This window comes from Variovorax sp. P1_H12_2 (assembly GCF_056405335.1).
In genome coordinates, this window is the sequence record NZ_JBFUCI010000041.1 from 1 (window position 1) to 23,943 (window position 23,943).

Annotated in this window: 22 protein-coding genes; 13 read left to right on the forward strand and 9 right to left on the reverse strand. The window is 67.3% G+C overall.

Annotated elements, in window-relative coordinates; translation table 11 throughout:
• From AC1D2K_RS06890 to AC1D2K_RS06920, 7 genes are all read right to left on the reverse strand, one after another.
• Window positions 1-597: Rossmann-fold NAD(P)-binding domain-containing protein (locus tag AC1D2K_RS06890; RefSeq protein ID WP_478087388.1), on the reverse strand; the 597-nt coding region annotated here is incomplete at its 3' end.
• Between the two features lie 25 nt (window positions 598-622).
• Window positions 623-1,849, reverse strand: coding sequence for an arginine deiminase (gene arcA, locus AC1D2K_RS06895; protein ID WP_478087390.1), 1,227 nt, complete (start codon window positions 1,847-1,849; stop codon window positions 623-625).
• A gap of 37 nt (window positions 1,850-1,886) precedes the next feature.
• Window positions 1,887-2,828 (reverse strand): amino acid ABC transporter substrate-binding protein, encoded by a 942-nt coding sequence (locus AC1D2K_RS06900; RefSeq protein WP_478087392.1) that lies wholly within the window; start codon window positions 2,826-2,828, stop codon window positions 1,887-1,889.
• Between the two features lie 22 nt (window positions 2,829-2,850).
• Complete coding sequence (gene potE, locus AC1D2K_RS06905; RefSeq protein ID WP_478087394.1) at window positions 2,851-4,182, reverse strand: putrescine-ornithine antiporter; 1,332 nt, start codon at window positions 4,180-4,182, stop codon at window positions 2,851-2,853.
• Window positions 4,183-4,214: 32 nt separating this feature from the next.
• Window positions 4,215-6,578 carry an ornithine decarboxylase gene (gene speC / locus AC1D2K_RS06910; protein ID WP_478087396.1) on the reverse strand — a complete coding sequence of 788 codons (2,364 nt, stop codon included), beginning with the start codon at window positions 6,576-6,578 and terminating at the stop codon, window positions 4,215-4,217.
• A 13-nt stretch (window positions 6,579-6,591) separates the two neighbouring features.
• Complete coding sequence (locus tag AC1D2K_RS06915) at window positions 6,592-8,853, reverse strand: Orn/Lys/Arg family decarboxylase (RefSeq protein WP_478087398.1); 2,262 nt, start codon at window positions 8,851-8,853, stop codon at window positions 6,592-6,594.
• Between the two features lie 31 nt (window positions 8,854-8,884).
• Complete coding sequence (locus AC1D2K_RS06920) at window positions 8,885-10,261, reverse strand: DcaP family trimeric outer membrane transporter (protein WP_478087400.1); 1,377 nt, start codon at window positions 10,259-10,261, stop codon at window positions 8,885-8,887.
• Between the two features lie 342 nt (window positions 10,262-10,603).
• Here AC1D2K_RS06920 and AC1D2K_RS06925 point away from each other — a divergent pair, with 342 nt between their 5' ends.
• From AC1D2K_RS06925 to AC1D2K_RS06985, 13 genes are all read left to right on the forward strand, one after another.
• Entirely contained in the window at window positions 10,604-11,059 is a 456-nt protein-coding gene (locus tag AC1D2K_RS06925) for a DUF3302 domain-containing protein (protein ID WP_478087402.1), read from the forward strand.
• Entirely contained in the window at window positions 11,059-12,279 is a 1,221-nt protein-coding gene (locus AC1D2K_RS06930; protein ID WP_478087404.1) for an HlyD family secretion protein, read from the forward strand. Before AC1D2K_RS06925 ends, AC1D2K_RS06930 begins: the two co-directional genes overlap by 1 nt.
• The gene (locus tag AC1D2K_RS06935) at window positions 12,279-13,703 is read left to right on the forward strand and encodes a TolC family protein (RefSeq protein ID WP_478087405.1); all 1,425 of its coding nucleotides are present in this window, start codon (window positions 12,279-12,281) and stop codon (window positions 13,701-13,703) included. The genes AC1D2K_RS06930 and AC1D2K_RS06935 overlap by 1 nt, the downstream gene beginning before the upstream one ends.
• A 43-nt stretch (window positions 13,704-13,746) precedes the next feature.
• Window positions 13,747-14,124, forward strand: a complete 378-nt coding sequence (locus AC1D2K_RS06940) for a hypothetical protein (RefSeq protein WP_478087406.1) — start codon at window positions 13,747-13,749, stop codon at window positions 14,122-14,124.
• Window positions 14,125-14,141: 17 nt separating this feature from the next.
• Complete coding sequence (locus AC1D2K_RS06945; protein ID WP_478087407.1) at window positions 14,142-14,369, forward strand: YMGG-like glycine zipper-containing protein; 228 nt, start codon at window positions 14,142-14,144, stop codon at window positions 14,367-14,369.
• A gap of 142 nt (window positions 14,370-14,511) precedes the next feature.
• The gene (locus tag AC1D2K_RS06950) at window positions 14,512-15,204 is read left to right on the forward strand and encodes a lipid-binding SYLF domain-containing protein (protein WP_478087409.1); all 693 of its coding nucleotides are present in this window, start codon (window positions 14,512-14,514) and stop codon (window positions 15,202-15,204) included.
• 18 nt (window positions 15,205-15,222) lie between these two features.
• Window positions 15,223-16,161: a phosphate acetyltransferase gene (locus AC1D2K_RS06955; protein WP_478087410.1), complete on the forward strand. Its 939-nt coding sequence runs from the start codon at window positions 15,223-15,225 to the stop codon at window positions 16,159-16,161.
• A gap of 4 nt (window positions 16,162-16,165) precedes the next feature.
• Window positions 16,166-17,365, forward strand: coding sequence for an acetate/propionate family kinase (locus AC1D2K_RS06960; RefSeq protein ID WP_478087411.1), 1,200 nt, complete (start codon window positions 16,166-16,168; stop codon window positions 17,363-17,365).
• Complete coding sequence (gene fabI / locus AC1D2K_RS06965) at window positions 17,355-18,137, forward strand: enoyl-ACP reductase FabI (protein WP_478087413.1); 783 nt, start codon at window positions 17,355-17,357, stop codon at window positions 18,135-18,137. The genes AC1D2K_RS06960 and fabI overlap by 11 nt, the downstream gene beginning before the upstream one ends.
• A 29-nt stretch (window positions 18,138-18,166) precedes the next feature.
• Window positions 18,167-18,421, forward strand: a complete 255-nt coding sequence (locus AC1D2K_RS06970; RefSeq protein WP_478087415.1) for an RNA-binding protein — start codon at window positions 18,167-18,169, stop codon at window positions 18,419-18,421.
• A gap of 20 nt (window positions 18,422-18,441) precedes the next feature.
• Window positions 18,442-19,458, forward strand: a complete 1,017-nt coding sequence (locus AC1D2K_RS06975) for a hypothetical protein (protein ID WP_478087417.1) — start codon at window positions 18,442-18,444, stop codon at window positions 19,456-19,458.
• Between the two features lie 59 nt (window positions 19,459-19,517).
• A complete protein-coding gene (gene ppk2, locus AC1D2K_RS06980; protein ID WP_478087418.1) occupies window positions 19,518-20,408 on the forward strand; it encodes a polyphosphate kinase 2 in 891 nt (296 codons plus the stop codon).
• Between the two features lie 44 nt (window positions 20,409-20,452).
• Window positions 20,453-20,980 carry an N-acetyltransferase family protein gene (locus AC1D2K_RS06985; RefSeq protein WP_478087420.1) on the forward strand — a complete coding sequence of 176 codons (528 nt, stop codon included), beginning with the start codon at window positions 20,453-20,455 and terminating at the stop codon, window positions 20,978-20,980.
• Window positions 20,981-21,091: 111 nt separating this feature from the next.
• Here the strand turns inward: AC1D2K_RS06985 and AC1D2K_RS06990 are convergent, their stop codons facing one another.
• Together AC1D2K_RS06990 and AC1D2K_RS06995 are read right to left on the reverse strand one after the other, a co-directional pair.
• Entirely contained in the window at window positions 21,092-22,858 is a 1,767-nt protein-coding gene (locus AC1D2K_RS06990) for a SulP family inorganic anion transporter (RefSeq protein WP_478087421.1), read from the reverse strand.
• Between the two features lie 48 nt (window positions 22,859-22,906).
• Window positions 22,907-23,842 carry a DUF2950 domain-containing protein gene (locus AC1D2K_RS06995; protein WP_478087422.1) on the reverse strand — a complete coding sequence of 312 codons (936 nt, stop codon included), beginning with the start codon at window positions 23,840-23,842 and terminating at the stop codon, window positions 22,907-22,909.
• Window positions 23,843-23,943 lie beyond the last annotated feature (101 nt).

A 23,943-nucleotide genomic window follows, 5' to 3' on the forward strand; every position in this document is an offset into this window, starting at 1 on the left:
GGCGAACTCCTCCGAAGGCCACAGCGTCTTCGGCCCGCAGATGCGCACGTCCATCCCCATCAGGCAGCCGACGATCATCAGCGAATGGCCCATGTTGTTGCGCGTATCGCCCATGAAGGCGTACTTGATGTCGGTCAGCGGCCTGTCGCAGTGCTCGCGCATCGTCATCACGTCGGCCAGCATCTGCGTCGGGTGGTATTCGTCGGTCAGGCCGTTGAACACCGGCACGCCCGCGTACTTGGCGAGCGTCTCGACGCCGCCCTGGCTGGCGCCGCGGTACTCGATCGCGTCGTACATGCGTCCCAGCACGCGGGCCGTGTCCTTGAACGACTCCTTGTGGCCGATCTGCGAGCCCGCCGGGTCGAGATAGGTCACGTTCGCGCCCTGATCGTGGCAGGCGACCTCGAACGAGCAACGGGTGCGCGTGGAGGTCTTTTCGAAGATCAGGCAGATTTCCTTGTCCTGCAGGTGCTTCTGCTCGGTGCGTGCGTACTTGGCGCGCTTGAGATCGCGCGCCAGGTCGAGCAGGTAGCGGAATTCGCGCTGGCTGTAGTCCTGTACCGTCAGCAGGGAGCGGTTGCGAAGATTGAAGCTCATGTCGTTCTCTCCAGGAAAGATCGGGTCAATAGGCCGGGTCGCGCGAGATCGGGCAGGTCATGCAATGCCCGCCGCCTCGCCCGCGTCCCAGTTCGGAGCCGCGCACGGTGATGACTTCGACCCCCGCCTTGCGCAACAGGGTGTTGGTGTGGGGATTGCGGTCATAGGCGACGACGACACCGGGTTCGAGCGCGACCACGTTGTTGCCGTCGTCCCATTGCTCGCGCTGCGACTGCCAGGCGTTGCCGCCGGTCTCCACCACGCGCAGTTCCTTCAGGCCGAGCGCATCCCGCACCACCTCGAACAGGTGGCCCGGGTCGAGGCGGACTTCGAGGCCGCCCTTGCCGTCCGGACGCGCGCTGTAGCAGCGCACCTGGTCGACGACCTCCCTGAAGGAGGTCACCAGGTCGCGATCGCAGAAGCTGAACACGGTGTCCAGGTGCATCGCCGCGCGGCTCTTCGGCATCAGGCAGCCGATCACGCGCGTGGCGCCRTTCTGCTTGAACAGTTGCTCGGCCAGCTGGTAGACGGCCTGGCGTGTGGTGCGCTCCCCCATGCCGACCAGCACCACGCCCTTGCCGATCGGCATCACGTCGCCGCCCTCGATCGTGGCCGCGCCGAAGGGCTCATCGGAGTCGCCCCACCAGATGGTGAAGTCGGCGCCCTTGAATCGCGGGTGGAACTTGTAGATCACGCGCTGCAGCAGGGTCTCGGGCTGGCGCGCCGGCCAGAACATCGGGTTGCAGGTCACGCCCTGGTAGATCCAGCACGACGGGTCGCGCTGGAACAGCGTGTTGGGCACCGGCGGCGTGATGAAGTCCGTGTCGCCGAAGGCCTCGATCATCATCGTGGACATCTCGCTCTTGGGCAGGTCGAGCAGCGCGATGCCGCCGATCAGGTGTTCGGCCAGCTTCGCAGCCGCCATCTCGTCCAGCCAGGGCCGGATCGCGCTGCGCACGCCGAGGCCGACGTCGTTGTCGGTGATGCGCCGGTCGAGCACCCAGTCGCGGGCCTCCTTGTCCTGCAGCGTCTCGGCCAGCATCTCGTGCAGGTCGATCACCTCGGTCCCGCGCTCGCGCATCTTCAGCACGAAGTCGTAGTGGTCTTTCTGCGCCTCCTGGACCCACAGCACGTCGTCGAACAGCAGTTCGGCGGCGTTGCCGGGCGTCAATCGCTGATGAGCCAGGCCCGGTCGGCAGACCATCACGGTCCTCAGCTTGCCGACTTCACTGTGAACGCCAAGAGCTTGCATACGATGTCTCCTCTGGTCGGACTGGAAACGTGCGCCGTCATTCCGGCAATGCCAAGGCCTGGAAGAACTCGAGCGTGCCGGCATCGGGCGCGCCAAAGAAGCTGGTGTAGAACGCTGCGAACTCCTTCGAGCGGAACAGACGGCTCAGGGTGCGATCCACCACCAGCCGGAACGACGCGTCGCCGCGCGGCAAGGCCAGCGCCAGCGGCTCCCGCGTGAAGGCGCGATCGAGCACGGTGAGTTCGCTGAAGGAGGAGCCGTTGCGGGCCGCGTCGAGCAGCACCGGACGGTCGCCGAACAAGGCCGTGGCGCGGCGGTCGACGATCATCTGCAGGCCGGTCGGGTAGTCGGGCGCCGGCACCACGCTGACCTCGATGCGCCGCGCCTTCAGCGCGTCGATCAGCGAACGCTCGATGGTGGTCCCGCCGACGACCACCAGCGTCGCTCTCTCGGTCATGAGTCCCGGCGAGCCGCGCCAGATCGGCTGGGTGGGGTCCGGCCGGTTGGCCAGCGCATCACGCAGTCGGCGCGACACATCCTCGCGCACGATCGCGCCGATGCCCGCGTAGAAGATGGGGAGCGAGAAGTCGACCATCGCGCGCCGCCCGAGCGTCGGCGTGGCCGTGCCGCACAGCAGGTCGATCTTTCCCTGTTCCACGGCATTGAACCGGTTCTCTGCCGTGACCGGCACGAAGTCGACCTCCAAGGCGGGCAGCTTGAGTTCGGCCTTCACCGCATCGGCGATCCTGCGGCACAGCGCGACGGAAAACCCGTTCGGCTTGCCCGACTCGTCGGCATAGGAGAACGGGCGCGCGTCGGCGCGGTAGCCGAAGGTCAACTTGCCTGTCTCGCGGGCCTTGTCGAGGGTGCCGGCCGCCATCGCCGGCGTTGCCATGGCCAGGCACAGCAGCGGGCCGATCAGCGCCCTGCAAAGCCGCGCCGCGAAGCGGTGGTCGTCGAGCGCATCGAGGTAGGTCATGGGGTTCCTTTCGCGTCCGGATTCAGGCCGGGCGGGCGGTCGTCGCGCGCATCTCGCGGAAGCGCGGCGCGATGAAGCCGCAGACGATGTAGCCGATGGCCATCACCAGCATGCCGCCCATCACCGCATCCTTGCCCGAGGCATAGAGCGCATAGACCGAATACAGCATCGCGACGACCGCCACGATGCCGTTGCGCCGATACACCGCCGGCTCCACCTTGGCATTGCGCATCATCACGAACAGCGCCGACAGCGAGATGATGTAGGGCACCACGTTGGTGACGACGGCCAGGTTCACCAGCGCCGCGAACTGCTTGCTGAGGTCGGGCGAGATGGTCGACAGCGCCATCACCGACTGCAGCACGCCCATGATCACCATGCCCGCGATCGGCGCGCCCATCGCATTCGCCTTGCCGAAGATGGCCGGAAACATCCGCGTGTCGGCCGCGTCCTTGGCCGTCGTCGCGAGCGTGAACTGCCAGCCGAGCAACGACCCCACGCAGGCCATGGCGGCGAGTGCCATGACGATCGAGCCGATCGCCGGCGTGAACATCTTCGCGTAAGCCAGGCCGAAGGGGCCGGTCGACGCGGCGAGCTCGGCATTGGGCACGATGCCCTGGATCACGGTCGTCGACAGGATGTAGACCACCGCCGCGCCGGCCGTGCCGAACATGCAGGCCAGCGGCACGTCACGCTTGGGATTCTCGACGGCCGAGGCGTTCTGCGAGGCCGACTCCATGCCCAGAAACGCCCACAGCGTCAGCGAGATGCTCGATCCCATGCCTTCGAAGAGGCTCAGGCCCTTGGGATTCCATGCCTCGGTGAAGGTCTGGCCGCTGAACCAGAACCAGCCGGCGACCGAGATGAAGCCGACCGGCAGGATCACGCCCCACACCGTGATCGAACCGATCTTCCCGGTCAGGCTCGGGCCGCCGAAGTTGGCCACCGTGGTCAGCCAGAGCAGCGCAATCACGCTCAGGCAGCTGATGGCCGGCGTCGACGACAGCACCGGGAAGAATGCCGCCAGGTAGCCCAGCGCCGAACTGGCGACCGCCACGTTGGCAATGGCCAGCGAGATGAAGTACAGGAAGAAGACCTGGAAGTAGCCGTCCTTGCCATAGGCGTCCTCGGCATAGGCGGCCAGGCCGCCGGTTCGCTGGTTGAAGATCCCGGCCTGCGCGAATCCGTAGGCGATGGCCAGCGAGCCGATCGCCGTCACGACCCACGACAGCAGCGAGATCGCACCGACCTGCGCCATGTTGGCGGGCAGCATGATGATGCCGGAGCCCATCATGTTCACCGTGACGATGAAGGTCAGCTGCGTCACGCTCATCTTCTTCTGCTTTTCCGCCATGGCGATGTCTCCTGGGTTGAGAGATGGCGCAGTCACTCGCGGACCACGTAGGTGTGAAACCGGATGCGGCCGTCGACCTTCTCCTGGAACACGCCCTGGACTTCGTAGTTGAAACCGGGAAAGCGGTTGAATGATTCCTCGAAGGCCAGGAAGTAGTCGAGCATCGGCTGCGCGCGATCGTCCCAGCGCTCACCCGGCACCACGACCCCGATGCCGGGCGGATAGATCAGCGCCAGCGTGGCCGAGACGCGGCCCTTGACCTGATCGAGCGGGAGGTAGTCCACGTTGTTGTCGACCAGCGCCTCGTAGGCGTCCTTCGGCGACATCGCGAGTTCGGGGAAGCTCTCGGCGCGAAAGCACTGCCCCTGGAGGTCCTTGACCCGGCGCGTGCGATAGAAGGCATGCATCTCGTTGCACACCTGCCGCAGGCTGTAGCCGGCGTAGCGCTGGCTGTGCGCGGCATACAGCGTCGGCAGCACATCGCACAAGGGCGCGTCCTCGTCCCACAGGTTCTTGAACTTCACGAGCTTGGCGATCAGCGTGTTGAGCTTGCTCTCGTCCTCCGCCGGCGTCATCAGGAACAGGATGCTGTTGAGGTCGCACTTTTCCGGCACGATGCGCTGCTCGCGCAGGAAATTGGCCACCACGGTGGCCGGCACGCCGAAGTCGAGGTAGTCCCCCGTGGCGCGGTCGATGCCGGGTGTCAGCAAGGTCAGCTTGTTCGGGTCGACCATCGCATAGCCGGGCGCATATCCCAGGTAGCCATGCCAGCGGCTTTCGGGGTGGAAGCTCCAGCATTGCTGCTCGCGCTTGATCAGCTCGGTGGGCAGGTCTTCCCAGGCGACGTCGTTCGCATCGGCGGCGAAGCGCGAGCGGCTCACCGTCACGCGGTCAGGAACGAAGGGGTCGAAGAACCACTGCTCCTGCGCACCGCGGCCGACCTTGGCATAGTGGCGGCCGAACTCGCGCAGCTTCTTGCGCACCTCGATGCCAAGTTCGATGCAGCGGTCCCACAGCATCTCGCCGGCCTTGCCCGCGTGCAGCCGGGCATTGACATCGAGGGATGCGAACAGCGGGTAGAACGGCGAGGTCGAGGCGTGCATCAGGAACGACTCGTTGAATCGCTTGTGCTCGATGTAGCGGCGCTGGCCGTGGATGTGCTCGTCGCGCTTGTGGATCTGCGAGGCCTGCGAGAAGCCGGCGCCCTGCTTGTGCACCGACTGGGTCGAAAACAGCCCCGGCATCTGGGGACCGAGGTCGGTCAGGCGCATCGGGCTGTGGTTCTCGAACAGCGGGTGGAACGCGTTGTAGCCGATCCAGGCCTCGTCCCACAGCACGTAATCGCACAGGTGGCCGATCTTCTCGAGCACGCGGCGCACGTTATAGATGGTGCCGTCGTAGGTGGCGAGCTGGATGCAGGCCAGGCGGAAGGGCCGCTCGGCCTTGTGCAGGTCCGGGTCCTTGACCAGCGGGTTCTTGCGGATCTGCTCGCGCAGGGCAGCCTCGTCCCAGGCCTCCCAGTCGACCGCGCCGATCATGCCGAAGGCATTGCGCGCCGTCGGCAGGAAGACCGGCGTGGCGCCTGCGCCGACCAATGCGCCCTGGTGCAGCGACTTGTGGTTGTTGCGATCGAACAGCACCAGGTCGCCGCGCTTGAGCACCGCGTTGGTCACCACCTTGTTCGAGGTGCTGGTGCCGTTGAGGACGAAGTAGGTCCGGTCGGCGCCGAACACCGCGGCCGCCTCCTTCTGCGCCTGCAGCGCGGCGCCTTCATGGATCAGCAGGTCGCCGAGGTCGACGTCGGCGTTGCACAGGTCATTGCGGAAGATGCTCTCGCCGAAGTACTTGAAGAAAATCTGCCCGGTCGGCGACTTCTGGAAGAACTGCCCGCCCTGGTGCCCGGGGCAGTCGAAGGCGATGTTGGCCGCGGAGTCGTAGGCCATCAACCCGCCGAAGAACGGAGGCAGCAGCGACATGCCGTAGTCGACCAGGCTGGCGATCACCTGCTTGGCATAGTAGGCCGGCGTCTGCTGGCCGAGGTAGATGTAGCCGTCGACCTCCCCCGTCATGCCGTACACGGCGACATCGGCGATGCGATGCGAGTCGGCCAGCGCCCAGAGCGGCGTGCGAAAGCCCAGCGCCCGCACCGCAAGCGCTGCCGCACGCGCGGCCTYGCGATGCTCGCCGTCGACCAGCGCGATGTAGGCGCCCACGGATGCGTCCTCGGAGAGGTCCCGCCCGAAGCTGTCGCAGACCTCGACCTCGTAGTTCTCGCCCCGGATGTGGTCGATCAGCTGCTGGGTCTGCGGGCTGTGGCGATCGACGACCGCCACCACTTTCAGCAGCCTGTGGAACGGGATCGGGATCGTCGGCGCCTTGACGGAGCGAGGAATCATGGCGGGCCTCTTTCTATTCCTTGACGCAATCGACGAGCCAGTGCTTGCGGCCGGCCTTGTCGACTTCGTAGCGCGGTCCGTGGATGTCCGCCTCGAAGCCGGGGAAGCGGTCGTCGGTGTCGCGGGCGAACTTCAGGTACTCGATGATCGAGTCGGTCACGAAGCGCTCCCCGGGCATGATCAGGGGGATGCCCGGCGGATAGGGAACCACCATCACGGCGGCGATGCGGCCTTTCAGCGCCTCGATCGGCACCGGCTCCACGCCGCCGTGGACCAGCCGGTCGTAGGCATCGGACGGCTTCATCGCCGGCTCCGGCAGGTCGGTGTACATCGCGTTCATGGCGATCGCGGTGTCGTTGTCGCGGTAGCAGGTGTGCAGGGCGTCGCACAGGTCTCGCAGGCCCCAGCCGGCATACGCATGGCCGCCTGCCGCGGCGACGCTCGGCAGCGTCTTCGCCAGCGGCGCGTTGCGGTCGTAGTCGGTCTTGAAGTCGGCCAGCGCGTCGACCATCGTGCTCCACTTGCCGCGCGTGATGCCCAGCGAGAACAGGATCAGGAAGCTGTAGAGCCCGGTCTTCTCGACCACCAGGCCTCGCTCCCACAGGTACTTGCTGACCACCGCGGCCGGAATGCCGGTCTTGCCGAGCTTGGCGCCCTTGCCCAGGCCGGGGGTGAGCAGCGTGACCTTGATCGGGTCGAGCATCACGTAGTCGCGGGCCAGGTTGCCGAAGCCGTGCCAGGAGGCCTTGGGCTCGAGCACCCAGTCCTGCGTCTGCGGCGACTTGTCCAGATCCAGGCCCTCGGGCTGCCAGACCTTGAACCACCAGTCCGGACGCTTGAAGTTGTCTCCGATCGCCGCCAGCGCATGCCGGAAGTGCATCGCCTCGTCATGCGTCTCCTGCACGATGGAGCGCCCGCTGGCGCCTTCCATCATGGCGGAGCTGACGTCGAGCGAGGCGATGATCCCGTAGTGCGGCGAGGTCGAGCCGTGCATCATGAAGGCATCGTTGAAGCGCGTCGTGTCGATCTTTCGCTGGTCGGATTCCTGGATGTGGATCATCGACGCCTGCGAGAACGCGGCCAGCAGCTTGTGCGTCGACTGGGTGGCGAACACCAGCGTGTGGTCGGCCCGCGGATGGCCGCGCGGCACGCCCATCGCGTGCCGGCCGGCATAGAACTCGTGGAAAGCGGCGTAGGCATACCAGGCCTCGTCGAAATGCAGCGCGTCGACCTGGTCGGCGACCTCGGCCTTGATCTTTTCGGCGTTGTAGCAAAGGCCGTCGTAGGTCGAGTTGGTGACCACGGCGATGCGCACATTGCCCTTGGCGCCGCGCGCGATCGGGCTGGCGGCGATCTTCTTGCGGATCGATTCGGGCGAGAACTGGTCCAGGCCGATCGGGCCGATGATCCCGTAGTCGTTGCGCGCTGGCGTGAAGTAGATCGGCGTCGCGCCGGTCATGATCAGCGAGTGCAGCAGCGACTTGTGGCAGTTGCGGTCGACGATCACCAGGTCGTCCCGACCCGCCATGGAGTGCCAGACGATCTTGTTGGCGGTCGACGTGCCGTTGGTCACGAAATAGGTGTGGTCGGCGCCGAAGACCTGCGCCGCGTAGGCCTCGGCCTCCTTGACCGGCCCGGTGTGGTCGAGCAGCGAACCGAGTTCGGGCACCGAGATCGACAGGTCGGAGCGCACCGTGTTCTCGCCGAAGAACTCGTGCAGCGCGTAGCCCACCGGCGTCTTCAGGAAGCCGACGCCCCCGGCGTGTCCGGGCGTGTGCCACGAGTACGCCGATCGCTCCGCATGACGCGTCAGCGCCTTGAAGAACGGCGGCAGCAGGTTCTCGAGGTAGTCCTCGGCGGCGCGCATGATCTGGCGCGCCAGGAAGGACACCGTGTCCTCGTACAGGTAGAGGATGCTGTGGAGGTTGCGCAGCGCCTGCACCACCTTCGGCGACTTGCCCTCGAGGGTGGCGGTCTCGCCCAGCGCGATGATCGGCAGGCCCGATGCGCGCTGGTGCACCGCATCCATGAGCTCGATGAGCCGCTTGCCCGCGGCCGGATCTCCCCGCGCCGCATCGACACGGAAGACGATCGCCGACAGCCCGCGATGGGCGCCGGCGACGATGCCGGCATCGGACTCGTTGTTGACCGCGATCGTCTTCCAGCCGCCCTGTTCGAGCTCATGCTGAATCTGCCGCAGGCGCACACCGGCGACGCTCTGTGCGCCGACATCGCGATGGGCGATCAGGATCGGGAAGGTCGACTTGAACTGCATGTGCGGGTCCGTTGAACGGGTTGGGAGGGGGTCAGAAGGTGACCTTCGTCGAGAACTGCAGGCGGTAGTCGTCCGCCGCCAGCCCGGCCTTGTTCTCGAGCCGACCCCAGATGAACTCGCTGCCGACCAGGACGTTCTTGTCGAGCGCGTAGAGCAGGTTGACCGACGAGTAGCTGCCCTTCTGGAAGGCCGTGGCGAGCTGGCCGCCGGTGTTGTTCTGGCGGTGTTCGCTGTAGCCGATGGAGCTGCTCCACTTGTCGCTCCAGTAGTGGTTGTAGAAAACCAGCCATCCCACCGACGGCACGGTCTCGGCGCGCAGGTTCGAGCCTGGTGCCAGGTCCACGCCGCCGTCGTTCATGTAGCTGGCGATCGCGCGCCCGCCCACCAGCTGCCAACTCAGCCGATCCTTGCCGAAGGCGTTGAAGGCGCCGCTGAGGTTCAGGCCGTACCCGGTCTCCGTGCCCGAGGGGTTGCCGTCCGGGGTGGCCGGATTCTGGAAGCCGACCTGGCGCACGATGGCGGCGGAGCGGACGTGGCCCCAGTCTCGTTCGAACTTGAGCGACGCCACCGCATCCGGCAAGCGGTTCCAGCCCGTGATGCTGGCGCCGAGCGCAGGGTCGATCCGGTTGATCCTGCCGGTGTCGAGCGCCGAATTGGGGGCCTCGAGAGAGAACGCCGCGCGCAGGCCATCCTTGTCGTAGGGCGAGAGGCGCAGCTGCGGATTGCGCACGAAGACCATGCCGTTCGGTCCCCAGTAGTCGATGGTGCTCGGGAACACATCGATGTCCATGAAGTTCGAGTAGGTCTGGCCGGCGCCGTACATCCCCAGCTCGGCCCAGGCGTTCAGCCAGTGGACCTGCGTGCTGCCGTTCGAGCCGAACAGGTCGAAGCTGAGATCGGTCTTGATCTGTCCGTACGTCGTGGGAATGAACGACTTGAAGCCCAGGCTCGACTGGCGGATGCTGAGGATGGTCGCGCCGTCCTTGCCGCAGCCCGGCGATCCCGGACAGATGACCGGAATCTGAGACGGCCGCAAGGTGGCGTTCCAGTCGGGGTTCATGCGCTTGAAGTCGTAGATGGCATCGAGCATCGCCTGGCCGTAGAACTCGACGCGCGCCTTGTCCGCATCCGGCACGCCATCCTCGGCGCGCGTACCCACCGAGACCACCGGCGCCCAGGCGGCGGCCGCGGGTGGCGCGCCCGCCACGGCCGGCGCAGCGGCACCGGCAGCGGCAGCGGGAGCGGGAGCGGGCTCCTTTTTCTGCTCCAGGACCGYCACGCGACCCTGCAGATCCTGGATCGTCCTCATGGCCTGCTCCAGCAGGGCCTTGAGTTCCTCGTTGGACTGAGCCTGTGCCGAGCCGCACAGGGCGAGCACGACGGCGGCGACGGCCGTGGGTCGAATCATGTCATCTCCTTCCGCGTTCTTGGAGGCGCCCTGGCGGCAGTTTCCGCGCCGCGAACGCCGTGCGAATTGAGATCGATCAATCGCCGGCGCTGTTTTTTCGTCGTCGGCACTTGATATTTCTCAATCGGAGGCGGCACGACACCTCTAGCATTTGCTGCATCGCCACGACGCTGGCCGACCTCGCCTCGCACAGGAGAAAGCATGCATTCCGCGTCAAGAGAACCCGAAGGGACGCTCCCCCGCCGAAGCCCGACGCTCCTGTACGCTTTGCTCGGTGCCGTCGGGCTGGCAGCGCCGTTCGAAGCGAGCGCTTCGTTCCTCCCGCACGAGATGATGGGCTCCGTGGCGACCGGCCTTGCCTGGTTCATCATCTTCGTGGTTCCGATCGCCGGGATCGTGCTGTTCTGGCTGGTGCACGTCATGCCGGAGAAGATCGCCCACCAGCGGCACCATCCCCAGCGGGACGCCATCAAGACCCTGTGTCTGCTGTCGCTGGTRTTCGGCGGCATGCTGTGGCCGATCGCCTGGCTCTGGGCCTTCGTGAAGCCGGTCGCCTACCAGTCGGCGTACGGCACCGAGAAGCACGAGGACTACTTCCACGAGCAGGCCGACAAGGCGCAGGCGGGCGAATTGCTGGCGCATGAGATCGCGCACCTGCGCGAGGAACTCGACGTCATGGCTGCCAAGGGCACGCTGACCGCCGAACTCAAGGTGCTGCGCAGGGACCTGAGCGCGGCGATACCGGCAGCCGAGACGGCCGAAATCAACGCCGCCAATCCAAGAGATGCGAGCGCCTGATGGAAGCACTGCTGCTTGGCATCTACGCCTTCTTCGTCTGGCTCTTCTTCATCAAGCTGAAGTGGCTGCCGTGGAACACCGCGACGCAAGTCACGGTCGTGATCATTCCGATCGTCGCCCTGACCGCGCTGGTCCTGACGCTCAACGTCGTCGCCCCCTCCTCGGCCGATGTGCGGGTCATCAAGTACGTGGTGCAGGTGGTGCCCCAGGTGCGGGGGCGGGTGCTCGAGGTGCCGGTCGAGCCCAATCGGCTGGTCAAGAAGGGGGAGTTGCTGTTCCGGATCGACCCGACCCAGTACCAGAACGAACTCGATGCGGCCAAGGGGAAACTGGCCGCGGACGAGGCCAAGTTCGTGCAGGCCGGTGCGGCCCTGGTCGACGCCTCGGCCGGCGCCCGGCAACTGCAGGAGCAGTTGAAGGCATCCACGGGTCAGGTCAGGTCGCTGCAGCCGAAGCTGGAGCTGGCCCGGATGCGGGTCCGCCAGAACCGGGAACTGGTGGCCACCGGCGCCGGCGACCGCTTCGCGCTCGAGCAGGCGGAGTCCAACCTGGCCGACCTGCAGGGCCAGGTCGCAACGGCCGCGGCCAATGAGGCCCAGGTCACCCAGAAACTCTCGGGCCAGGTCAACGGTGAACAGGCGTCGGTCGCGGCGGCGCGCGCCCAGCTCGCGACCGCCAAGGCGCAGGTCGACATCAGCCGCGCGGAGCTCGGGAACGCGCAATGGAACCTCGACCAGACCGCCGTCTTCGCGCCGGCCAACGGCTATGCCATCAACGTCCAGTTGCGGCCGGGCTCGTACGTGGTGGCGCTGCCGCTGGTACCGGCAATGAGTTTCGTCGAGGAGACGTACCAGGTCATCGCGCTCTACAGCCAGAACGAATTGCGGCTGGTCGAGCCCGGCAACCTGGCGGAGTTCACGCTCCAGACCTACCCGGGCCGCGTCATCGGGGCCACGGTCGATTCGATCGTCTGGGCGCAAGGCCAGGGCCAGGTGCCTCCGTCGGGAACGCTGCCGCAGACCGGGCCATTTCCGCAGGTGCCGGGCCGCTTCCCGGTCAAGCTCCTGGTCGACGAGAAAGACAGGGAGCTGTTCCTAGCCGCCGGCGCGGATGGCCAGGGCGCGATCTACACCGAGCACGGGGCGGCCATCCACATCGTGCGCATGGTGATCCTGCGTGTCGGCGCGATCGCCAACTACCTTGTCCTGAAATTGCACTGATGCGTACACCTTCGCTTCATCGAGGGATTCTCTTCACGGCCCTGGTGGCCGCGCTGGCTGGCTGCGCACTCAAGGCCCCGCCGACGGCGGCCGACCTGCAGAAAGAGGTGCTGCCCCAGGCGCCGGCGCCCCCTGCCTTCAGGGCCGGCGGGGGCGTCGCGGCGCCGGTGGCCGACGGCTGGCTCACGGCCTTCGAGGAACCGGCGCTGACAGCGCTCGTCAACGAGGCCCTGGCCTACAACGCGGATCTGAGGGTGGCCGCGGCACGGGTCGAGCAGGCCGCCGGCTACGTGAAGGTGGCGTCGGCCGCCTTGCTGCCTTCGGTCGGGGTGATCGGCCTGGGCGGTGGCAAATCGGGCGGTGGCGGGGGCCTGGACGGGATCTTCCTGAACGCATCGCTGGAGCTCGACGTCTGGGGCCGCCTGCGCTACGGACGGGCCGCCAGCCGAGAGCAGTCCGCGGCCGCCGAGGCCGACTACGCCTATGCGCGCCAGTCGCTGGCGGCGATGGTGGCCAAGGCATGGTTCCTGGCGGTCGAGGCCCGGATGCAGCGCGTGATCGCGCAGGATTCCCTGAGCTCGTCGGAGACCCTGCTTCGGATGGCCGACGATCGATTGCGGGTCGGCAACGGCAGCGCGCAGGCGGTGGCGCAGGCACGCGCGAATGTCGGCCCCTATCGCGACACCCTGAAACAGGTCGAGCTCGCGGGCGAGCAGGCGCGTCGTTCGCTCGAGATCCTGCTCGGACGCTACCCGGCGGCCGAGATCGCGGTCGCCGACCGCCTGTCGCCGATGCCCGCGCCGCTGCCCGTGGGCATGCCGTCGGAGCTGCTGGAGCGCCGGCCCGACCTGGTGGCGGCGGAGCGGCGCGTCGCCGCGGCCTTCGACCGGGTCGGCGAGGCCAAGGCGGCGCAGCTCCCCAGGATCAGCCTGACGGCGGGGGGCAGCAACGTGTCCAGCGAGCTGATCGTCCTGAAGGACGCCAGCAGCCCGATCTGGAGCCTCGGCGCCAACCTGATTGCGCCGCTCTACCAGGGCGGCGCGTTGCGCGCGCAGGTCGAGATCCGCTCGGCCGAGCAGAAGCAGGCGGTGGCCGAGTACGCGCGCGCCGGCCAGAAGGCCTTCGCCGAAGTCGAGACCGCCCTGGGCGCGGAGTCGGTCTTGCGCGAACGCGACGCCATCCTCGCGGCGACCGTTCGCGACAGTGCCGAGGCGCTGGAACTGGCCCGGATCCAGTATCGCGTCGGCACCGTCGACCTGCGTGCGGTCGAGCAGAGTCAGCTCACGCTCTATGCGGTGCGGACCTCGCGATTGCGTGTGCAGTCCGAGCAGCTGGCACAACGCGCCAACCTCGTTCTGGCCTTGGGCGGCGGATTCGACCTGCCGGCCCTGGCAGTGGCTGCTCCGCCATGCTGTACCGAATGATGAGCCGGAGCGTTCGTTCAACGACTCCTCATGGAGGTGAATGATGACCAAGAGACTGAGTTGGCAGATGACGATGGTCCCGGTGCTCCTCGCCGCGGCGCTGGCATGCGGCCATGTCCGCGCGCAGGAAGTGCCCCTGATCACGGGTGAGCACTGGACCCGATCCAGCGAGCAATTGAAGAAGGTCTACCTGATCGGCGTCGCCAACGTGATCCAGATAGAGACCGCCTACCAAGCCGGCAATGCGCCGCCTGACAGCCAGACCGTGATTCCCAGGGCAGCCAAGGGGCTCAGGGGACAGACGCTCGACACCGTGCGCATCGGGCTCGACCGCTGGTATGCCGCGCATCCGGACCGGTTGCAACGCCCGGTCATCGAAACYCTCTGGTTCGAGATGGTCGTGCCCGGCCTCAAGAACTAGGCCTCGAGGAGAAAGCCATGAAGCACATCGGACTCATCGTGTCGATCGGAGCCGCCGTGATCGCGATCGGCTGCACGAACATGACACCGCAGCAGCAGGGAACGGCCAGTGGCGCGGCCATCGGTGCCGCGGCCGGCGCCGGCATCGCGGCCATCGCCGGCGGCAGTGGCTGGACCGGTGCGGCCGTCGGCGCCGTTGCCGGCGGGGTCGCCGGCAACATCAAGGCCAACAAGCAACAGCAGTGAAGCGTGCGCGGGCCGGCCGGGGTTGAGCCAGATCAAGGTGCTCGGCGCGCCCGCTTCCCACAATGGCTTCACGGGACGTGAGAAGGCCCCGCGACAGTTCGCAGCAAACGTCGTCACTGACGGCACCACCGAGGAGATATCGATGAGCACAAACCGCAGACACTTTTCGTTCGCCGTCGGCACACTGACCCTCGCCGCGGTGTTCATTGGCTTGCCGGCCCACGCCGCCGACGACGCCGACGCCAAGGCGCTTGTTCAGAAGGCCCAGGCCACGGTCAACGCCTTCGCGAAGAACCCCGACTTCTCCGCCGGGTTCGGTACTGCCCTCGGCCAGGCCAAGGGCGTCCTGATCTTCCCGCAGATTCTCAAGGCGGGCTTCGTGCTCGGTGGCTCGGGAGGCTCCGGCGTCCTGATGGTGCGCGATGAAAAGACCGGAAGCTGGAGCGGCCCGGCCTTCTACACGATGGGCTCCGCCAGCTTCGGATTCCAGGCCGGCGCGTCATCGGCAGAAGTGGTGATGCTGGTGCACACACAGAAGGCGCTCGACTCGGTGTTCGCGAGCAAGGTGAAGCTCGGCGCCGATGCCTCRGTCGCCGCCTGGAAGAAGGGCATGGACGCCAGCGCCGCACTCGGCAGCGACTTCGTCGCCTTCTCGATGGTCAAGGGCGCGTTCGCCGGCCTGGCGGTGGATGGATCGGTGATCGACGTCCGCGATTCCCTCAATGCGGCCTACTACGGCAAGCCGGTCACGCCGCAGCAGATCCTGGTCATGAAGGAAGTCAAGAGCCCGGGTTCTGCAGGCCTGCAGGCGGCGTTGAAGCACGCCGCGAAGTAGTTCGTCGAAGGCCCACTCATGAACGCGAAGCACGAGAAGTATCAGCGCCTGATCGACTTCTGCAAGGGGATGCCCCCGATGCCCACGGCCGTGGTGCATCCTTGCGACCAGAGTTCGCTGGAAGGATTGCGAGAGGCCGCCAGGCTGGGACTGATCGCTCCGATTCTGGTCGGGCCGCGTGCGCGCATCGAGGCCGTGGCCGCGTCCTTCGCAGTGGACATCTCCGGCTACCCCATCGTCGACGCGCCCTACAGCAACGCCGCGGCGGATGCGGCCGTCCTGCTGGTGCGCGAGGGCAAGGCCGACGCGCTGATGAAGGGCAGCCTGCACACGGATGAACTGATGGGGGCCGTGGTGAAGCGCGACGGCGGCCTGCGCACCGCGCGGCGCATCAGCCACTGCTTCGTGATGGACGTGCCCAGCTACGAACACGCCCTGATCATCACCGATGCCGCCGTCAGCATCGCGCCGACGCTCGACGACAAGATCGACATCGTGCAGAACGCGATCGACCTGGCGCACGCCTTGCAAGTGCAGGACGTGCGGGTCGCCATTCTCTCGGCGATGGAGACCATCAATTCGAAGGTCCCTTCCACCATCGAGGCAGCCGCCTTGTGCAAGATGGTGGACCGGCACCAGATCACGGGCGCGGTCATCGATGGCCCGTTGGCGCTCGACAACGCAATCAGCCTGGAGGCCGCGAAGATCAAGAAGATCGATTCGCCGGTCGCGGGACGCGCCAACGTGCTGGTGGTCCCGGACCTGGAAGCCGGCAACATGCTCGCCAAGAGCCTGTCCTTCCTCGCCGGCGCCGATGCGGCGGGCATCGTTCTCGGCGCGCGGGTTCCGATCATCCTGACGAGCCGGGCCGACTCGCTGATGACGCGGCTGGCGTCGTGTGCCGTCGCCGCGATGGTCGCCAAGGCCCGCCGCGAGAGCACCGCGGTGATGGGGTGAGACCATGACCGACGTGATCCTGGTGCTGAATGCGGGCTCGTCGAGCATCAAGTTCAGCGCGTTCACCACGCAAGGCAGCGCGCTGGATCTGATCATGCGCGGCCAGGTCGAGGGGCTCTTCACCGCGCCGCGCTTTTCCGCCGTGGACGGGCACGGCACCGAAGTCGGCGCCAAGGCCTGGGGCGAAGGCGTCGCGCTCGGACACGAGGGCGCCATCGGCTACCTGGCGGCGTTCCTTCGCGAGCACCGCGAGGGCTACGAGCTGTCTGCCGTCGGTCACCGCGTCGTGCATGGCGGACTGGCGTTCTCGCAGGCGACACGGGTCACACCGGAGGTGATCTCGGCCCTGGAGACACTGATTCCGTTGGCCCCCCTGCACCAGCCGCACAACCTCAAGGCCATCGAGATCGTGGCCAAGCAGCGTCCGGACCTGCCCCAGGTGGCGTGCTTCGACACCGCCTTCCATCGCGCGCAACCCGAGGTGGCGCAGGCCTTTGCGCTTCCTCCGTCGATCACGGGCCTGGGCGTGCGGCGCTACGGGTTCCACGGCCTCTCCTACGAATACATCGCGAGCGTGCTGCCGCAGTTCGACCCGAAGGCGGCGGCGGGCCGCACCATCGTCGCGCACCTCGGCAATGGCGCCAGCCTGTGCGCGATGTCGGCGGGACGCAGCCTCGCAAGCACCATGGGATTCACCGCGGTCGACGGTTTGCCGATGGGCACGCGCAGCGGCAATCTGGATCCGGGCGTCATCCTCTATCTGCTGGACGAACTCCGCATGGACGTGCGCGCGGTCGAGGACCTGATCTACAAGCAGTCCGGGCTGCTGGGCGTTTCCGGCCTGTCCAGCGACATGCGGGTGCTGCTGGCCAGCGATGACGCCCGTGCCCGGTTCGCCATCGACCTCTATGCCTACCGGATCGGGCGCGAACTCGGCTCGCTGGCGGCGGCGACCCATGGCATCGACGCGCTGGTGTTCACCGCCGGCATCGGCGAGCACGCAGCGTCGCTGCGCGAGCGGGTCTGCCGCGACGCGGCCTGGCTCGGCGTGACGCTCGACCCGGCAGCCAACCTGTCCGGCGGCCCGCGCATCAGTACCCCGTCGAGCCAGGTCTCGGCATGGGTGATTCCCACGAACGAGGAATTGATGATCGCGCGCCATACCCACCACGTGCTCGCTTCAAGGAGTGACGATGACGCTTGAATTGCCACGCCCGCTGCTCAAGGGCGCCAAGGTGCTCGTCTGCGGGATCGCCAATGAACACTCGATCGCCTACGGATGCGCAGCGGCGTTTCGCGAGCTGGGCGCAGATCTGGCCATCACCTACGCCGGCGAGAAGGCCAGGCCCCATGTCGAACCCCTGGCGGCCGCCCTGGGGGCGCCGATCTTCATGCCGCTGGACGTGGCCAGGCCGGGCGAGCTCGAGGCCCTGTTCGGGCGCATCGACAGCGACTGGGGCCGGCTCGATGTGGTGGTGCATTCGATCGCCTGGGCGCCGAAGGAAGACCTGCAGGGGGGGCTGCTCAATTGCTCCGCCGAGGGCTTTGCCCAGGCGATGGACATCTCGTGCCATTCCTTCGTGCGGATGGCACGGTTGGCCGCACCCTTGATGAAGGACGGCGGCACGATGTTCACCATGTCCTACCACGGCGCCAGCAAGGTGGTCGCCAATTACAACGTGATGGGCCCCGTGAAGGCCGCACTCGAAGCGTCGGTGCGCTACCTGGCCTATGAACTCGGGCCCCTCGGCATCCGGGTGCACGCGATCTCGCCGGGTCCGCTCAAGACCCGCGCGGCAGCCGGCCTCAAGGACTTCGACCTGCTGCTCACCGAGGCGGCGCAGCGCGCTCCGGTGGGCGAGCTGGTCGACATCATGGATGTCGGATTCACCTGCGCGTTCCTTGCGACGCCTTACGCGCGGCGGCTCTCGGGTGAAACGCTGTACGTCGACGGCGGCGTTCACATCATGGCGTAGCAAAAGACAGTTCGTTAGGAGAAATCGAAATGGCACGGCTCTTGTTGGGAAATATCGAAGCTGGCACGTCCGATGACGAGGTCAAGGCCTTCCTGGTGAAGTACGGGTTTCCGGAGTTCGATGAGATCCAGCATGTCGAGGGCGACGGCTCGCGGCCTGCGGTGCTGCTCACCTTTCGGGGTGTCCATCCGGACGGACTGCGCAAGCTCAATCAACGGATCCACGACATGTTCTGGAAGAAGGGGCGGATCAGCGCACAGATCCTGAGTGACGATTTCGCCTGATCCTCTCGAAGGAGCGCGCCATGGGAATCATCGGCCGCCTGTTTGGCGGCAAGGAAAAGCACCCGCCGCGGGACGAGGAAGTCGAACGGATGGTGGCGCGCGTCATCGGCCTGAGCCCCCGCCTGCGTCTGGCGCAAGGCCACGAAGCGCGATTGAGATCGGCGATCGCGAAGGCGGCGGATCACCTGCGCGATCTGGTGGCGGCATTTCCTTCGCCGCGCGCCTTGAGCCCGGCGAGCTGGGCTTCCGACTCCCACATCCGGGCGTTCTTCGGGGCTGCCGACGACGTGGCACCCGCGCTCGGCCGTTCGACGGAGCTCTACAGCTTCTTCGAACAGCATCCAGATCTGCTCGAAGCCTATGCCGTGCTCGGCATGGCCATGAACGAACGCCGCACGCTGGGTGTGGCGCAGGATGGCGATGTCATGCGCTCGGAYGTGGCGCAGACGACATTGAGCTTCAGCGATCACCAGATCAGGATCTGCGCCCCAACGGATGCCGAACTCAGGCAGGAGATCGCGCGCCGGATGGTGGACCAGCTGGCGATCGAAGGGCTCGCGCGGATTGCCGCGGACACCTCGCGCAGGGACGTGCTCGAGCAGGAGCGCGCGCTGGTCGCGGCCCGGTTGCGGCTGCTCGGGCGGCAAGGCGTCGGCATGCAATCGGTGCTGGGCGGCGCCGGAGAGGTCGACACCGGCGAGCTGGCGCGCCTGCGCGCCCAGATGGAACAGAACGACAACGATCTCAAGAGCCTGGGCTTGCGTTCCGAGGCGCTGGACCACCAGCTCGACCGCGTGTGCGAGGTGTTCGCGGACGCGAACACGCTGATCCAGGTCACCGCCAGAAGCCTGCGCCTGAGCCGGATGAACGTCGTTCTCCCGGAGCAAGGCACGGACGATGGCCACACCTTGCACCTGGAGATCGCCCGGGTGCCGGGCGACCCGCCGCGCGTGCGCGCATTCGCGCTGGTCCAGGTGGCGCGGGTCGATGTGCCGAAGCCCAGGAATCTGCTGGACGAGGCCGCGCGGCTGCTGTGAGCCGAGGCCGCCGACGCGAACACCGAGCGAAGATTTTCAATCAACCGATGGAGGCAGCGATGGCGAAGAGCGAGAAGAGCGAGAAGAGGCACAACCACGGAAAGACGGCCCACAAGGAAGAAGCGCAGGAGCCGGCGACGCAAGGGCACGAAGGCGACGCGAAGCCTGCGTCGGACAAGCCGCTGTCGCGAAAGGAATACGACAAGACGCTGCGCGACCTCCACGTCGAACTGGTCAAGTTGCAGGAGTGGGTGCAGCATGCCGGGCTCAAGGTTTGCGTGGTCTTCGAGGGGCGCGACGGCGCCGGGAAAGGCGGCACGATCAAGGCCATCACCGAGCGCGTCAGCCCGCGGGTGTTTCGCGTCCTCGCCTTGCCGGCGCCGACCGAACGGGAGAAGTCCCAGATCTACCTGCAGCGCTATATCCCGCATCTGCCGGCCGCGGGCGAGGTCGTGATCTTCGACCGGAGCTGGTACAACCGCGCGGGTGTGGAGCGTGTCATGGGCTTCTGCACGGAGGCGCAGGTCAAGGCCTTCCTCGCCGCGACCCCCCTGGTGGAGCGGGCGATCATCGATTCCGGCGTCATCCTGCTGAAGTACTGGCTCGAGGTCAGCCCCGACGAGCAGACCCGCCGGCTGGAGGCTCGCATCGAGGACGGGCGGAAGATCTGGAAGCTGTCGCCGATGGACCTCAAGTCCTACAGCCGCTGGTACGACTATTCGCGCGCTCGCGACGAGATGTTCAAGGCCACCGACCTGCCGATCGCGCCGTGGTTCATCGTGCGCTCCGACGACAAGAGGCGCGCGCGCCTGAACCTGATCAAGCACCTGCTGGCCCACGTGCCGTACCAATCCGTGCCGAGGGAAAAGGTCAAGCTGCCGAAGCGGCAGTCGCGCGGCGACTACCAGGAGCTGGAGCACCCGTTCCGCTACGTCCCCGAGGCCTATTAGCCATGGAAGACCGGGCTTCTCACTCGCCAGCGCCCGTTCTTCCGGTGACCGTGCCGTTGCGCGACGGCCGCCAGGTGACCCTGCGCGAGATCCTTCCCGAGGACAAGGAAGGACTCCAGGCGGCCGTCGGAAACATGTCGACGGACTCGCGCTACACGCGCTTCATGGGCACGATACGGGACCTGCCGGACAACATGCTCGAAGCGGCGACCCACCCGGTGCCTGACCGGGAGTTCGCGCTGGTCGCGGTCGGCGCGCAAGGCCCTGGCGAATCCATCATCGGCGGTGCGCGTTACGCCTCGGACGCCGGCAGCGACACCTGCGAGTTCGCCATCGCGATCGTCGACGGCTGGCAAGGCCAGGGCCTGGCGCCGCGTCTCATGGAGACGCTGGTCGCGGCGGCCGAGGCGCATGGCTTCCGCTGCATGGAAGGCTACGTGCTTTCGACCAATGCGCCGATGCGCGGGCTCGCCAAGCGTCTCGGTTTCCGGGACTCGCCGTGCCCCGGCGACGCCACCGTGCGGGTGGTGAAGCGCGCGCTCGGGAGTGACCGTGACACAGCACCGGGGTGACTCTCGCCGTGCGCACCATTCGCGCGGTCGCGTGCGCCAGCGATCGCCGCTGGGCGAGACCCTGGGCCGCGAGCGGATGTTCATGGGCGTGGACCAGGCCATCGCCCGGTATCAGGGCTTCGCCTGACCCGGCTGCGGGCTTTCGTCTTCCCGCTCGTCCCGATCGACAGGGTTGCTGCGCAAGTAGGCCCGCACGGCCTCTTCGAGCGTCGGGTAGAAGGTCTCGGCGCCGAAGCGCGCGAAGAGTCCGAAGCGCKTGAGCTTGTCCTTCACCGGATCCTTCATCTCCGCGAAGCACAGTTCGATGTTCTCGGCGAGCAGGCTGTCGTCGAGTTCCGCCACGATGTCCGCGGCGGTCACGTCGACGCTCGTCACCGGCTCGGCCGCGACCACGACCCAGCGCACAGGCGTCGGCGAACTCGCCACCGCCGCGCGCACCCGGTCGCGAAAGAGCTCCGCGTTCGCGAAGAAGAGCGGTGCATCCCAGCGGAACAGCACCAGGCCCGGGATGCGGCTGGCCTGCGGATAGCGGGTGATGTCGTGATAGCCCTCGACGCTGTCGGCCCGCCCGAGCACGGCCGAATGGGGTCGCCAGCCGTCCCAAAGGAACTCGATCACGGCGATGACGACCGCGATGCCGATACCGGGGATCGCGCCGAACAGGGCCACACCGGCGAAGCAGACCATCGACAGCCAGAACTCCCACTGCTGGATGCGATAGATGCGGCGCAGGTCGGCGACTTCGATGAGACCGATGGCCGCCGCGATCACCACGGCCGCGAGAGCCGCACTTGGCAGATCCCGCAGCAGGTTCGGTGCTACCACCAGCAGCGCCGTGATGGCAAGGGCGCCAACCACGCCGGTGWGTTGCGTGCGCGCACCGGCGGCTTCGGCCACCGGTGTGCGCGACGAGCTGCTGCTGATCGGCATGCCCTGAAAAAAACCAGCCGCGAGGTTGGCGACGCCGAGGCCGATCATTTCCTGGTTCGGGGCCGGCGGCGTGTGCATCCTCGCGGCGTACACGCGCGAGAGCACGCTCGTGTCCGCGAAGGACACCAGCGCAACGGCCAGGCCCCCGAGCAGAACCGGAGCGATGTCGTCCAGGCCGATGATCGGCAGGGATGGCGCCGGCAGGCCCTGCGGCAGGACGCCGAGCACCGAAATGCCGGCACGCGCTGCGAGGTCGAGCACATCGGCGGCCACCGTCGCGACCACGACCGCGACCAGAACCGCCGGCACGCGCGGCAGCCGCTGCAGGACCAGGATGCCCGCCAGCGTGCTCGCGCCGACGACCAGGGCGGTCGGATTCGGCTTGCCGGACAGCAGGCCCTGGGCAAATTCCCAGACCTGCCGGTGCGGCCCTTCGGCCTCGACGGAGAACCCGAACAGCTTCGGCAGCTGACTCACGATCACGGTGAGCGCGATCCCGTTCATGTAGCCATAGCGGATCGGCTTCGAGAGCAGCTCGGTCACGAAGCCGAGCCGCGCCACGCCCGCGGAGATGCAGACGAGGCCGGAAACGATCGCCATCGCACTGGCCAGCGCGATCGCGCGCAGGGGATCGCCGCCGGAGAGCGGCGCGACGACCGCGAGGATCAAGGCCGCGAGTGCGGAATCCGGGCCCAGCACCAGGATGCGGCTGGGCCCGAACAGCGCATAGGCGAGCAGCGGCACGATGGTGGCGTAGAGGCCGTAGATGCCGCCCACGCCCGATGCTTCGGCGTAGGCGATGCCGACCGGCACCAGCATCGTGGTCAGCACGAGCCCGGCGGTCAGGTCGTGGCGCAACCAGGCGAGTTCATAGGATCGCAGCGTCCGCCAGCCCGGAAGCCAGCGAAGCGGCGAAGCGCCGTCACTGTCTTGGGGAGGAGTCTTCACGAGGGGCTCCTGGCCTGTCCAGGGGGGGCGGCGGCACGCGGGCGCACGTCAACTGCCGGGCACGTCCACCTTGCGCCAGCTCGAATCCGGATTGAAGCGCGACAACGCGCGCGCGGCGGCGTCGCTGCCCGGCCCCAGGTCCTTCTCGTACAAGATGCCGTCATGGCTGACCAGGAAGCTCATCACGCCGGTTTCTCCGTAGCGCACGGGCCATGCGACGAGCGCGAACCCGCCCCTCATCCGGCCGCCGATCACGTAGTCGTAGGCACCGCCCGGCGCATCCTTGCCCTGGGCCTTGAGGATCCTGAAGTGGTAGCCGTGGTAGCCCTCGCCGGCCGTGCGGGGGGCATACAGCGGCCCGAGCGGGCTCTCGTCCTGCCCCGTAGCATCCGGCCAGTACAGGCCGTCGTGCTTGCCGGGTGAACTTGCGAACTTCTGCGCGTACTCCAGCACGCCGTTGCCGTCGCGATCCTTCTGCGCGTATTCCTTCTGGGCATCGAAGTAGGCCAGTGCCGCCTGCATCGCGGCCAGTTCGTTGCGGCCGATGCGCCGGCTGCGCATGGCGTCGGCGCCCGCACGCGGATCGAATCGCCAGCCGGCGGGGGTCTTGACGATCGGCACTGGCAAGGTCCAGTCGCCCTCGCCAGCCGCGAGCMGCGCCTTGTCCGGAGTCTCGAGCACGATCCGGTGGCGCTTGGCCCAGGCGCCTAGAAAGTTGTAGACGTCATCCGCATCGACGCCGGCGACCGGAACGAAGCGCCTCCAGTCGGCACCGAGCACGATGCGCAGGGCGTCGCCGTCGACGCGCGAAACAGCGTCCACGAAGGCTTCCGCGGCCGCATCGGGGGTCGGATAGGCGCGCTGCGCGAACGCAGGTCCCGAAGCGAGCGACAGCGTGACGGCCAGGGCCGCCGCGAAGCGCTTGAAGAGGGTGGCGCTCAGGAGCGAAGTCCCGATGCGCTGAAGTGGTGTCGATTGCGCCATGTGTGTCTCCTGTCAGCGGCCTCGGCCGCCGCCGCCGCCCCGCCCACCGCCTCCGCCGCCCATCCGGGCGCCGCCGCCGCCCCCACTGGGGCGCGCACCAC